Below are 12,207 nucleotides of genomic sequence, written 5' to 3' on the forward strand. Positions count from 1 at the left end.
AAGATAATCATCACCCTCGCGTTTGAGCTTAGCGCTGCTGCAAGAACCGGTAGGGAACAACGACCAACGGCCAGATGAGGTTGTCAGCCGGGCGTTGAGCCCACAAGTGGAGCAATCAGGGTTTCCCTCGATAGACGGCCCTCATGTATGCTACTGCGCTTCCTGTAATTCCACTTCCGCGCTCTTGAGCCCGAACGCACCGCACAGACAGTTGCAATTGTCCGCCACGCGGTGCCGACCTGACTCGGCGAAGCAATGAAGAGGTCAAGGGTCACTAATCCTTAGTAAAAAGTAGCCATGCACGAACTCTATCAGCCCCGTGAAATCGAAGCCGCCGCCCAAACGTTCTGGGATGAGCAAAAGTCTTTTGAAGTCAGTGAACAGCCAGGCAGGGACACTTTCTATTGCCTGTCGATGTTTCCTTACCCGAGCGGCAAGCTGCACATGGGTCATGTGCGCAACTACACCATTGGTGACGTGATCTCCCGCTACCAGCGCATGCTGGGCAAGAATGTTCTGCAGCCCCTGGGCTGGGACGCTTTCGGCATGCCGGCTGAAAACGCCGCCATCGACAACAACGTCGCACCGGCCAAGTGGACCTACGAAAACATCGACTACATGAGGACCCAGCTCAAGAGCCTGGGTCTGGCGGTTGACTGGTCGCGCGAAGTCACCACCTGCAAGCCTGATTACTACCGCTGGGAACAATGGCTGTTCACTCGCCTGTTCGAAAAGGGTGTGATCTACCGCAAGAACGGCACCGTGAACTGGGACCCGATCGACCAGACCGTACTGGCCAACGAGCAGGTCATTGATGGCCGTGGCTGGCGTTCCGGCGCGCTGATCGAAAAGCGCGAAATCCCGATGTACTACTTCAAGATCACCGCGTACGCCGATGAGCTGCTGGAAAGCCTCGACGAACTGCCGGGCTGGCCTGAACAGGTCAAGACCATGCAGCGCAACTGGATCGGCCGTTCGCGCGGCATGGAAGTGCAGTTTCCGTACGACCAGGCCTCGATCGGCGAAGCCGGTGCCCTGAAAGTCTTCACCACCCGCCCCGACACCCTGATGGGGGCGACCTACGTCGCGGTGGCGGCTGAACACCCGCTGGCAACCCTGGCGGCGCAAGGCAACCCCGCACTGCAAGCGTTCATCGATGAATGCAAAGGCGGCAGCGTTGCCGAAGCCGACGTTGCCACGCAGGAAAAGAAAGGCCAGGCGACCTCGTTGTTCGTCGAGCATCCACTGACCGGCGAGAAACTGCCGGTGTGGGTCGCCAACTATGTGCTGATGCACTACGGCGATGGCGCGGTCATGGCCGTACCGGCGCACGATGAGCGTGATTTCGAGTTCGCCACCCAGTACGGCCTGCCGATCAAGCCCGTGGTCCGCACCAGCGCCGGCGATCAAACGCCTGCCCCATGGCAACCGGCCTACGGTGAGCACGGCGAGCTGATCAATTCCGGCGAATTCACCGGCCTGACTTTTCAGGACGCGTTCGACGCCATTGAAGCCGCGCTGGTCAAGAAATCCCTGGGCCAGTCCCGTACCCAGTTCCGCCTGCGTGACTGGGGCATCAGCCGCCAGCGCTACTGGGGCTGCCCGATCCCTATCGTGCATTGCGACACCTGTGGCGACGTGCCGGTCCCGGAAGACCAGTTGCCGGTTGTCCTGCCGGAAGATGTCGTGCCCGACGGCGCAGGCTCGCCATTGGCGCGCATGCCCGAGTTCTACGAATGCAGCTGCCCGAAATGCGGCGCACCGGCCAAGCGTGAAACCGACACCATGGATACCTTCGTCGAGTCCTCGTGGTACTACGCCCGTTATGCGTCGCCGCATTACGAGGGTGGACTGGTCGAGCCGAACGCTGCCAACCACTGGCTGCCGGTGGATCAGTACATCGGCGGTATCGAACACGCGATCCTGCACCTGCTCTACGCCCGCTTCTTCCACAAGCTGATGCGCGACGAAGGCCTGGTGACCTCGAACGAACCGTTCAAGAACCTGCTCACCCAGGGCATGGTCAACGCCGAAACCTACTTCCGCATGGAAACCAGCGGCAAGAAGACCTGGATCAACCCGGCCGACGTGACCCTCGAAAGAGACGCCAAGGCCAAGGTGATCAGCGCCACACTGACCAGCGACGGCCTGCCGGTGGAAATCGGCGGCACTGAAAAGATGTCGAAGTCGAAGAAAAACGGCATCGACCCGCAGACCATGATCGACCAGTACGGTGCCGACACCTGCCGTCTGTTCATGATGTTCGCCTCCCCGCCCGATATGAGCCTGGAATGGTCCGACTCGGGCGTCGAAGGCTCACATCGCTTCCTGCGCCGCGTATGGCGTCTGGCCCAGGCGCATGTGGCTCAAGGCCCATCGACCGGCCTGGACGCTGCGGCATTGTCCGATGAGCAGAAAACCATCCGCCGCGCGATTCATCAAGCGATCAGACAGGCGAGCCAGGATATTGGCCAGAACCAGAAATTCAACACCGCTGTCGCACAAGTGATGACGCTGATGAACGTGCTGGAAAAGGCGCCGCAGGACACACCGCAGGATCGCGCACTGATGCAGGAAGGCGTGGAAACCGTCACCCTGCTGCTGGCACCGATCACGCCGCACATCAGTCACGAACTGTGGAAGCAACTGGGCCACAATGAACCGGTCATCGACGCGGGCTGGCCTGCATTCGACGCACATGCGCTGGTGCAGGACAGTCTGCAACTGGTGATTCAGGTCAACGGCAAGCTGCGCGGTCACATCGAGATGCCTGCCAGTGCCAGCCGCGAAGAAGTCGAAGCGGCTGCACGCGTCAACGAGAACGTATTGCGCTTCACTGATGGCCTGACCATTCGCAAGGTGATCGTCGTGCCTGGCAAGCTGGTCAACATCGTCGCAAGCTGATTGGATCGGGCGCCCGGCAAACGCAGGGCGCCGAACATATTTCCAGGGCACGCACTGGCGGCCCAAACGGATTCAAGGGGAGCATCAAGATGATCAAACGCAATTTGCTGGTGATGGGCCTGGCTGTTCTGTTGAGTGCCTGTGGCTTCCAGCTGCGTGGCACCGGTACCACCGAGCTGGCGATCAAGGAGCTGGATGTCAGCGCCCGCAACGCCTATGGCGAAACCGTGACTCAGCTCACTCGCCTGCTGACCAGCTCTGGCGTCAAGGTCTACACCGGCGCGCCTTACAAGCTGATGCTGACCAACGAAGCCGAGACTCAGCGCGCCATCAGCTACTCGGGCTCGGGTCGCTCGGCTGAATACCAGCTGACCACCACCCTGACCTATGAAGTGCATGGCGACAGGGATCGCTTCCTGCTTGGCGATAAAGTCACCGCAGACCGTTCCTACGTGCACGACGGCAACAACCTGACCGGTTCCGATCAGGAAGCCTCTCAGGTTCGTCAGGAAATGCGCAACGACCTGATCCAGAAACTGATGGCGCGCTTGCAGCAACTGACCCCTTCGCGTCTGGACGAACTGCAGACCAAGGCCGACGCAGTTGCCAAGGCCGAAGCCGACGCACTCGAGGCTGCTCAGCGAATCCGCGACGAGACACCTCAGCAGTCGCCTGTCGAAGTTCCAGCCAGATAAGTGTTCGGGGCCGGTTTTCCGGCCCCGACATCCTCTGAATCATGAAACTCGCCCCCGCCCAACTCGGCAAGCACTTGCAAGGCACACTTGCGCCCGTCTATGTGATCAGCGGTGATGACCCGCTGCTCTGCCAGGAAGCAGCTGACGCCATTCGCGCGGCCGCACGCCAGCAAGGCTTCGATGAGCGGCAGGTATTCAGCGCCGACGCCAGCTTCGACTGGGGCACATTGCTCCAGGCGGGTGCCAGCATGTCGCTGTTTGCCGAACGCCGTCTCCTGGAGTTGCGTCTGCCCTCCGGCAAGCCCGGCGACAAGGGTGCTGCGGCGCTTATGGAATATTGCGCCAGACCCGCCGAAGACACGCTGCTGCTGATCAGCCTGCCCAAGCTCGATGGCAGTGCGCAGAAAACCAAATGGGGCAAGGCCCTGGTCGAGGGTGCGCAAACCCAGTTCGTGCAAATCTGGCCGGTGGACATCGGACAACTGCCGCAATGGATTCGCCAGCGCCTGTCGCAGGCGGGTCTGGCGGCGACTCAGGACGCCGTCGAACTGATCGCGGCCAGGGTCGAAGGCAACCTGCTGGCCGCCGCGCAGGAAATCGAAAAGCTCAAGCTGATGGCCGAAGAAGGCCAGATCACCGTCGAGACCGTGCAGGCGGCGGTGGCCGACAGTGCACGCTTCGATGTGTTTGGCCTGACCGATGCCGTCCTTAATGGCGAAGCTGCCCATGCGTTGCGCATGCTCGAAGGACTGCGTGGTGAAGGGGTCGAAACGCCGGTGATTCTCTGGGCATTGACCCGCGAACTGCGCGCTCTGGCCAATATGTCGCAACAATTCAGCCAGGGCGTGCCGCTGGACAAGGTGTTCAGCTCGGCACGTCCGCCGATCTGGGACAAGCGCAAGCCACTGATGAGCAAGGCCCTGCAACGCCACTCGGCAAAACGCTGGAGCCAGCTGCTCATGGATGCGCAACGCATTGATGCGCAGATCAAAGGCCAGGCAGCAGGCTCGCCATGGAGCAGCCTGAGCCGGCTGGCGCTGCTGATGGCAGGGCAACGATTGGCGCTGCCTGCGGAGTAGGCCTCATGTGCGACCTGCCTACTGGCCTGTTTGAAGTCGTCGCTCGTGCCATTTTCTATCCGGTCGGATGGCCAATCGTAAAACTCCTGACGCTTGGCAAATACCCTGTAAAAGGCTCCTGGTTTGCGGAAACCCCAGCAGCAAATTGGGCGACAGGCATGGGAGTTGCCACCCTTGCAATCATCATGATGGCGCTACTGCATCAGTTTGATTTTTGATCAAATTCGCGAGCAAGTTGGCTCCCACAGGTATTCATTCACCCGGCCAACTACGCGCTCAGTGTCATAGCACACGACTATTAGACACACGCGCCGTTCTGCCCGATGATTCGCAGCGTTTTACAACACCCATCAGGAGCACCCGCCATGAGCAAGCCAAAGCGGCCGAACAAGGCCAAATCCATCATCGCCCAGCCTTTGTTCCGCAGTCGTCAGGAACAACCCGCCAAGGGCAAAGGCAGCTACCGCCGCGAAGCCTTCCAGTCTAAAAGCTGGGAGGCTTCCTGCTTTATGGCAGCCTGATATCGAGCAACATTTCCGGGGCGCTTTCAACCGCTTAGCCGTGTTATGGTCTGCACCTAACGGTAATACCCTTGGACTCAAGCATGCCTTCTCGTTTTACCCATCGCCCGCAGCTGCGCCAACTCATCGCTGCCTCCAGTCTTGTTGCCCTGGTAGCCTGCGCAGAAAAACCCACTGCAGCCGATGCCACGCCTCTTCAATCCAGCAAGGTGCAGACAAACGCTCCTGCCGTAGCGCCTACGCCAGCGCTGGTCGTTGATGAGAACCTCACGATTCAGCCCGCCGTCAGCTTCAGCGAATGGCAGGCCGGCTTTCGTGCCCAGGCGTTGAAGGCGGGTATCCGCGCGGACGTATTCGATCTGGCATTTGCCGGCGTCACCCCAGACATGAGCGTGGTCAAGGCCGACCGCAGCCAGCCTGAATTCAGCCGCCCGGTCTGGGAATACCTCGACGGTGCCATCTCTGCCGCACGCGTACGCAAGGGTCAGGCGCTGCTTTCGCAGTATGCCGACGACCTGCAGAAGATCGAGCAGCAGTACGGCGTGGATCGTCAGGCGCTGGTCGCGGTATGGGGCATGGAAAGTAACTTCGGGTCGTTCCAGGGTACGCAATCCGTCATTCGCTCACTGGCAACGCTGGCCTACGAAGGCCGTCGTCCCGGCTTTGCACAGAGCCAGTTGCTGGCCGCGCTGGAAATCATCCAGCATGGCGACATCACCCCGGACAAAATGCTCGGTTCGTGGGCCGGTGCGATGGGCCAGACCCAGTTCATCCCGACTACCTACAACACCCATGCCGTGGATTTTGACGGCGATGGCCGACGTGATATCTGGAACACCCCTGCCGATGCCCTCGCCTCCACCGCGCACTACCTGCAAAGCTCTGGCTGGCAGCGTGGTCAGCCCTGGGGCTTTGAAGTGGTGCTCGGCTCGGGATTCGATTACTCGCTGGCCGACTCGACGACCCGCAAAAGTCTTGCTGAATGGCAGCAACTGGGCCTGAAACAACCGGACGGCTCAGCCATTCCGGTCGCCGCCAGCCAGCAGCAAGCCGCCTTGCTGTTGCCGGCCGGTTATCGCGGGCCAGCCTTTCTGGTGCTGGACAACTTCCGCGCGATTCTCAAGTACAACAACTCGACTTCCTACGCACTGGCGATCAGCCTGCTTTCCGATCGTTTCAAGGGCGCGGGCTATGTAGTGGGCAGCTGGCCACGCGGAGACCTGCCGCTGAGCCGCTCAGAGCGCATTGAGCTGCAAACCCTGCTCTCTGCACGCCAGTACGACGCAGGCGCGCCAGACGGCATTATCGGCGCCAATACACGCAAGGCCATCCGCAGTGCGCAGCAGTCGTTCGGCTGGCCAGCCGACGGTTACCCGACGCATGAATTGCTGGAAAACCTGCGCAAGCCTGTCGGGCAGTAATCGGGAGGACGCAGAGCGTCCAGAACGGCATGCCAACGCGGAGCATCGGCACGATAATCAACCGCAAAAAAGAAGGGCCAGGTATCACTACCTGGCCCTTCTTGTTTTTGCGCCGTGTTGTCAGAGCATCGCTTTGGCGATCTTGGCCTGCTCGTCGGCATGGTACGAAGAGCGTACCAGCGGCCCGGACGCGACGTTCTTGAAGCCCATCTTGTAGCCTTCTTCGGCGAACCAGGCAAAGGTGTCCGGGTGGACAAAGCGCTGCACGGGCAAGTGATTGCGCGAAGGCTGCAGGTATTGACCCAGGGTCAGCATGTCGATGTCGTGTTCGCGCATGCGCTGCATGACTTCGATGACTTCTTCGTCGGTCTCGCCCAACCCCAGCATCAGCCCGGACTTGGTCGGTACATGCGGTACCATCTGCTTGAAGCGCTGCAGCAGGGTCAGCGACCACTGGTAGTCCGAACCCGGACGCGCAGCCTTGTATAGACGCGGTACGGTTTCCAGGTTGTGGTTGAACACATCCGGCGGCTCGGCGGCGGTGATTTCCAGCGCAACGTCCATCCGGCCACGGTAATCCGGTACCAGCGTTTCGAGCTGTACGCCCGGCGACAGCAGGCGGATTTCGCGGATGCAGTCGGCGAAGTGCTGAGCACCGCCATCACGCAGGTCGTCACGGTCCACCGAGGTGATAACCACGTACTTCAGGCGCAGGTCGGCAATCGCGATGGCGAGGCTTTTCGGTTCGTTGACGTCGAGCGGCTTCGGACGGCCGTGGCCCACGTCACAGAACGGGCAGCGACGGGTGCAGATGTCGCCCATGATCATGAACGTTGCAGTGCCACCGGAGAAGCATTCGCCCAGGTTGGGGCAGGATGCCTCTTCACAGACGCTGTGCAGCTTGTGCTTGCGCAGCAATTGCTTGATACGGTCGACTTCCGGAGAAACCGGGATGCGTACGCGAATCCAGTCAGGCTTCTTCGGCAGGTCTACCGTCGGGATGATCTTGACCGGGATGCGCGCAACCTTTTCCGCTCCGCGAAGCTTGACGCCCGCTTCGACTTTCGGACGGGCCACTCGCTCGGAAACATCCAGCGTCGGGATCAGGGTTTGCACGGTGTCAGTCATAATGGTTTATTCCGCCCGTAAGGGTCGCCTGCTCAGCGTAGTCGAGGTGTTTGACGAGCTGCGCACGCAGTCGGGCACTTACCTCGGAAAATTCTATCTGCCCTGCCTGATCGCTCAGTTGGGTCATGGCCAGTCCGGCGTATCCGCAAGGGTTGATGCGGCGAAACGGCTCAAGGTCCATGTCGACGTTCAACGCCAGACCATGAAACGAACAGCCGTTGCGAATGCGCAGACCGAGCGACGCTATTTTCGCGCCGTCAACGTATACGCCGGGGGCATCAGCCTTGGCTGCAGCCTTGACGCCGTAGTCGGCGAGCAAGGCGATGAGGGTGTTCTCGATCCGGGTGACCAGATCGCGAACGCCGAAACCAAGGCGCCTGACGTCCAGCATCAGATAAGCCACCAGTTGGCCCGGGCCATGATAAGTCACTTGGCCGCCACGATCGACCTGTACGACAGGAATATTACCCGGCAGCAGCAAATGCTCGGCCTTGCCGGACTGTCCCTGGGTGAAAACCGGCGGATGCTGGACCAGCCAGACTTCATCGGCAGCCTCGCGACCACGCTCGTCGGTAAAGCGCTTCATGGCGTGCCAGGCGGTTTCGTAATCGATCAGGCCCAGATCACGAAAACCCAGCGTAGCCGCCATCAGAGCACCATGTGCACGAAACCCGTAGCGCGCAAGGCACTATTGATATCGCGCAACTGGTCTTCGCCGGTAGCGACAATGTGCAATTGCACAGTGGTGTATTTGCCGTTGCTGCTCTGACGCTCGGCGAGCGTCTTGAGGTCGACCGTGGCATGCTTTTCAAGCACTTCCATCACGGCCGCCGTAAAGCCCACACTGGTGTCACCGATCACCTTGATCGGATAGTCATTGCAGGGAAATTCGATTTTGTGCGACTTGATGTCGGTATCAGTCATGGCAGTAAAGGTCTCACAAGCCGTGACGACGGACACGCGGCCCGCTCAGATCATGAGCAGGCCGCGAGAAGGTCGGCATTGGTTACTGGATCAGTTGAACAAGCCGTAAAAGAACAGGCGGATGCTATCCCACACGCGGCGGAAAATACCACCTTCTTCAACCCCATCAAGAGCGATCAGATTGGCGGTGTGGACCACCTGATCGTCTTTCTTGACCTCGACCTTGCCGATCACGTCGCCCTTGGCGATTGGCGCAACCAGTTGCGGGTTCATGGTCATGCTGGCAGACAGCTTCTTCATGTCACCTTTTGGCATGGTCATGCTCAGATCTTCAGCCAGACCGGCCTTGACCTGACGCTCGGTGCCTTTCCAGACAGTGGCCTGGGCCAGCTCGGTGCCCTTCTGGTAGAAGTTCTGGGTTTCGAAGAAACGGAAGCCGTAGGTCAGCAGCTTCTGGGTTTCAGCTGCACGAGCCTGTTCGCTGTTGGTGCCGAACACCACGGCAATCAGACGCATGCCGTCACGTACTGCCGACGACACCATGCAGTAGCCAGCTTCATCGGTATGACCGGTTTTCAGACCGTCAACGGTCTTGTCGCGCCACAGCAGCAGGTTGCGGTTAGGCTGCTTGATGCCGTTCCAGAAGAACTCTTTCTGCGAGTAGATCGCATAGTGAGCCGGGTCTTCGTGAATGATCGCGCGTGCCAGGATCGCCATGTCGTGAGCCGACGAGTAGTGCTCAGGGTTCGGCAGACCGGTCGGGTTCATGAAGTGGCTGTTGGTCATGCCCAGATCGGCAGCAGTCTTGTTCATCATGTCGGCAAAGGCATCTTCGCTGCCGGCAATATGCTCGGAGATCGCGACGCTGGCGTCGTTGCCCGACTGAATGATGATGCCGTGCAGCAGATCGCTGACCGTGACCTGGCTGCCGACCTTGATGAACATCCGCGAACCGCCCGTGCGCCAGGCGTTTTCACTGATCGTCACCGGATCGTTTTCGCCAATCTGGCCGCGACGGATTTCCAGGGTCGCGATGTAGGCGGTCATCAGCTTGGTCAGACTCGCAGGAGCCAGACGCTGATCACCGTTGTTCTCGACCAGGACGTTGCCGCTGGTGGCATCCATCAGCACGTAGGCCTTGGCCGCCAGTTGTGGTGCAGCAGGCGTCATCTGCTCTGCCGCCCACACAGTCGGGGTGATGATCAGTGGAACAAGCAGGCACAAACGTTTTGCAAAGGTGGTGATGTTCATCCGTCTCTCGAGAATCCTAATGGGCAAACATGCCCTTGCGGGCAAAACTGAACAGACCGGCGAAGCGAAACGCCTCGGTACGGCTCGTGGCGCCAGGCTGTAACCCTGGCTGACAAAGTCGCCTGTTCGACACACGACCTTGTGGGCAGTTACCTGCAACGCTTGCCCTGAAAGCAAATCTGCGCCGCCTGCGACTGCATACCGTCCCCCATTATTGCCGGAGAACGGTTGTCGAAAAACTTACTGATCCGATGTCACTACGCTCGGCTGGCCCAGATTGGCCGACCTGACGCTGTTTTGCAGCTGCTGGGCTTCACCCTGCGTGTCGATCGGTCCCATCCGCACTCGATAGAGCGTTTGCTGATTGCGCGCTATCGAGCTGACGAACACCGGCGCTCGAACCATCCCGCTCAATTTCGACCTCAGGAGTTCCGCAGCGTCCGGGTTGGCGAAGGCTCCCACCTGGAGAAATAGCCCAGCGGCTTGTCCTGAAGCGTTTTTTTTTGCGTCAACCTGCATAGGCACGACGGGTGCAGCGTGCTGCTGAGGGGGTGGTGTGTACTGCTCGACGGTGCCGGTCGAAGTGGACAGCGCAGGCGGCGTCGCCTGAGCAACGACCTGCGGCTGATTGAGCAACAGCGGCGCCGGACGGCCTCGTTGCGCCCACCATTCCTGCGGGTCGATACCTTCGACCTTGACCCGTGCAGTGCCGGTTTCGGCATAGCCGAGCTTTTTAGCGGCCGCGTAGGACAGGTCGATGATGCGGTCGGAATAGAACGGCCCGCGATCGTTGACGCGCAGGATCACCGTGCGATTGTTGTCCAGGTTGGTCACTTTGACGTAGCTGGGCAGCGGCAGGGTCTTGTGCGCGGCACTCATGCCGTACAGGTCATACACCTCGCCGTTGGCGGTGTTCTGACCATGAAACTTGGTGCCATACCAGGAGGCAGTGCCAGAAGCGACGTAACGCTTGGCATCGCTCATCGGAAAGTAGGTCTTGCCCAGCACGGTATACGGGTTGGCCTTGTAGGCGCCGGTGTGCAGGGTTGGCGTTGCATCAGGGATACGCGAGACATCCACGTCCCACCACGGCGCCCCGTCCTTGTGGGCACGGTTGATGTCCAGCCCCGGCATCGAGCGCACCACGGCGCCGCCCTTGGGCGACGGTGAGGTTGTCGTGCGCGATGGCGACGAGCAACTGGCGACCAGCACTGCCAGGCCAGTCAACGCCAGAAGCTTGAATGATTGAAGAATCGGCGATGCCCGCATTACTTGACGCCTCGAGCTTGAACCAACGATTCAGACAGCTGATATACGGCCATGGCGTACATCACACTGCGGTTATAACGAGTGATTGCATAAAAATTGTTCAAACCCAGCCAGTATTCAGGACCATTGTCGCCTTCCAGACGAAACGCCGTCACCGGCATATCGTCGCGCAGCGCATCATGACTCGCCCAGCCCAGCTGTCGCAACTCCCCGACCGACATTACCGGATCAAGCGCAGGGCTCAACCCCTCGTCAACCCGGTCGCCACGCGCCGTGGCACGACTGACCACCGGCTGACCGGCCACCCAGCCATGACGCTTGAAATAGCTGGCGACACTGCCGATGGCATCGTCCGGATCGGTCCAGATGTTGATATGACCGTCACCGTCGAAATCCACCGCGTAGGCGCGGAAGCTGCTCGGCATGAACTGCGGCAGCCCCATTGCCCCGGCGTACGAACCCTTGAGGGTCAGAGGGTCGACCTGTTGCTCGCGAGCCAGCAGCAGAAACTCGCGCAATTCCTTGCGGAAGAACTGGGCGCGTGGCGGGTAATCGAAGCCAAGCGTCGACAAGGCGTCGATCACCCGGTAATTACCGGTATTGCGGCCGAAGAAGGTTTCTACACCAATGATCGACACGATGATCTGCGCCGGCACGCCATATTCCTGCTCGGCGCGCGCCAAGGCGGCCTCATGCTGACGCCAGAAGTCGACACCGCGAGCGATGCGCGTATCGGTGATGAACATCGGCCGATACTCTTTCCATTGCTTGACCCGTTCGGCCGGGCGGGAAATGGCATCGAGAATGGCCTGCTTGCGCTCGACCTCCCGGAACAGACTCATCAACTGCTCACCGGCAAAACCATGATCGCGAGTCAGCTCACCGACGAATTCCGCCACCTGGGGCGAACCGTCGTAGTCGCCCGCCAGCGCCTCTTGCACCGATCCAAGGATGCCCACCAGACCGACCACCGGAGCATATCGAGCCCAGTTACGCATTACTTGCATTGAATAGT

At 60.2% G+C, this 12,207-nt stretch carries 12 protein-coding genes; 6 read left to right on the forward strand and 6 right to left on the reverse strand.

All coding sequences use genetic code 11. The features are described 5' to 3' along the window. Window positions 1–297: 297 nt before the first annotated feature. From leuS to V476_RS07030, 6 genes are all read left to right on the forward strand, one after another. Complete coding sequence (gene leuS, locus V476_RS07005; protein ID WP_024959357.1) at window positions 298–2,904, forward strand: leucine--tRNA ligase; 2,607 nt, start codon at window positions 298–300, stop codon at window positions 2,902–2,904. Window positions 2,905–2,993: 89 nt separating this feature from the next. Continuing rightward, window positions 2,994–3,599 carry an LPS-assembly lipoprotein LptE gene (locus V476_RS07010; protein WP_003340893.1) on the forward strand — a complete coding sequence of 202 codons (606 nt, stop codon included), beginning with the start codon at window positions 2,994–2,996 and terminating at the stop codon, window positions 3,597–3,599. A gap of 41 nt (window positions 3,600–3,640) precedes the next feature. Next, complete coding sequence (gene holA / locus V476_RS07015; RefSeq protein ID WP_003368796.1) at window positions 3,641–4,678, forward strand: DNA polymerase III subunit delta; 1,038 nt, start codon at window positions 3,641–3,643, stop codon at window positions 4,676–4,678. Window positions 4,679–4,683: 5 nt separating this feature from the next. After that, a complete protein-coding gene (locus V476_RS07020) occupies window positions 4,684–4,896 on the forward strand; it encodes a hypothetical protein (protein ID WP_003313879.1) in 213 nt (70 codons plus the stop codon). Window positions 4,897–5,043: 147 nt separating this feature from the next. After that, window positions 5,044–5,199, forward strand: coding sequence for an alternative ribosome rescue factor ArfA (arfA, locus tag V476_RS07025; protein WP_002555325.1), 156 nt, complete (start codon window positions 5,044–5,046; stop codon window positions 5,197–5,199). An 83-nt stretch (window positions 5,200–5,282) separates the two neighbouring features. Beyond that, window positions 5,283–6,620, forward strand: a complete 1,338-nt coding sequence (locus V476_RS07030) for a lytic murein transglycosylase (RefSeq protein ID WP_024959358.1) — start codon at window positions 5,283–5,285, stop codon at window positions 6,618–6,620. Between the two features lie 120 nt (window positions 6,621–6,740). On the opposite strand, the gene lipA is transcribed toward V476_RS07030, so the two are convergent. The 6 genes from lipA to mltB form a co-directional block, all read right to left on the reverse strand. After that, window positions 6,741–7,748: a lipoyl synthase gene (gene lipA / locus V476_RS07035; RefSeq protein WP_002555327.1), complete on the reverse strand. Its 1,008-nt coding sequence runs from the start codon at window positions 7,746–7,748 to the stop codon at window positions 6,741–6,743. After that, window positions 7,741–8,397, reverse strand: coding sequence for a lipoyl(octanoyl) transferase LipB (lipB, locus tag V476_RS07040; protein WP_003313884.1), 657 nt, complete (start codon window positions 8,395–8,397; stop codon window positions 7,741–7,743). The genes lipA and lipB overlap by 8 nt, the downstream gene beginning before the upstream one ends. Next, window positions 8,397–8,672, reverse strand: a complete 276-nt coding sequence (locus V476_RS07045; protein ID WP_003340907.1) for a DUF493 domain-containing protein — start codon at window positions 8,670–8,672, stop codon at window positions 8,397–8,399. Before V476_RS07045 ends, lipB begins: the two co-directional genes overlap by 1 nt. Window positions 8,673–8,762: 90 nt before the next feature. Continuing rightward, window positions 8,763–9,923 carry a D-alanyl-D-alanine carboxypeptidase family protein gene (locus V476_RS07050; RefSeq protein WP_003313886.1) on the reverse strand — a complete coding sequence of 387 codons (1,161 nt, stop codon included), beginning with the start codon at window positions 9,921–9,923 and terminating at the stop codon, window positions 8,763–8,765. A 240-nt stretch (window positions 9,924–10,163) separates the two neighbouring features. After that, the gene (locus V476_RS07055) at window positions 10,164–11,192 is read right to left on the reverse strand and encodes a septal ring lytic transglycosylase RlpA family protein (RefSeq protein WP_003391978.1); all 1,029 of its coding nucleotides are present in this window, start codon (window positions 11,190–11,192) and stop codon (window positions 10,164–10,166) included. After that, window positions 11,192–12,199, reverse strand: a complete 1,008-nt coding sequence (gene mltB, locus V476_RS07060) for a lytic murein transglycosylase B (RefSeq protein WP_003313890.1) — start codon at window positions 12,197–12,199, stop codon at window positions 11,192–11,194. Before mltB ends, V476_RS07055 begins: the two co-directional genes overlap by 1 nt. Between the last annotated feature and the right edge of the window lie 8 nt (window positions 12,200–12,207).

The organism is Pseudomonas syringae KCTC 12500 (assembly GCF_000507185.2).
Taxonomy (GTDB): domain Bacteria; phylum Pseudomonadota; class Gammaproteobacteria; order Pseudomonadales; family Pseudomonadaceae; genus Aquipseudomonas; species Aquipseudomonas syringae.

Bases quoted from the DNA above. Each gene is read 5' to 3' on its own strand.
- leuS (WP_024959357.1), top strand. From the start codon at position 298: ATGCACGAACTCTATCAGCCCCGTGAAATCGAAGCCGCCGCCCAAACG.
- V476_RS07010 (WP_003340893.1), top strand. From the start codon at position 2,994: ATGATCAAACGCAATTTGCTGGTGATGGGCCTGGCTGTTCTGTTGAGT.
- holA (WP_003368796.1), top strand. From the start codon at position 3,641: ATGAAACTCGCCCCCGCCCAACTCGGCAAGCACTTGCAAGGCACACTT.
- V476_RS07020 (WP_003313879.1), top strand. From the start codon at position 4,684: ATGTGCGACCTGCCTACTGGCCTGTTTGAAGTCGTCGCTCGTGCCATT.
- arfA (WP_002555325.1), top strand. From the start codon at position 5,044: ATGAGCAAGCCAAAGCGGCCGAACAAGGCCAAATCCATCATCGCCCAG.
- V476_RS07030 (WP_024959358.1), top strand. From the start codon at position 5,283: ATGCCTTCTCGTTTTACCCATCGCCCGCAGCTGCGCCAACTCATCGCT.
- lipA (WP_002555327.1), bottom strand. From the start codon at position 7,748: ATGACTGACACCGTGCAAACCCTGATCCCGACGCTGGATGTTTCCGAG.
- lipB (WP_003313884.1), bottom strand. From the start codon at position 8,397: ATGGCGGCTACGCTGGGTTTTCGTGATCTGGGCCTGATCGATTACGAA.
- V476_RS07045 (WP_003340907.1), bottom strand. From the start codon at position 8,672: ATGACTGATACCGACATCAAGTCGCACAAAATCGAATTTCCCTGCAAT.
- V476_RS07050 (WP_003313886.1), bottom strand. From the start codon at position 9,923: ATGAACATCACCACCTTTGCAAAACGTTTGTGCCTGCTTGTTCCACTG.
- V476_RS07055 (WP_003391978.1), bottom strand. From the start codon at position 11,192: ATGCGGGCATCGCCGATTCTTCAATCATTCAAGCTTCTGGCGTTGACT.
- mltB (WP_003313890.1), bottom strand. From the start codon at position 12,199: ATGCAAGTAATGCGTAACTGGGCTCGATATGCTCCGGTGGTCGGTCTG.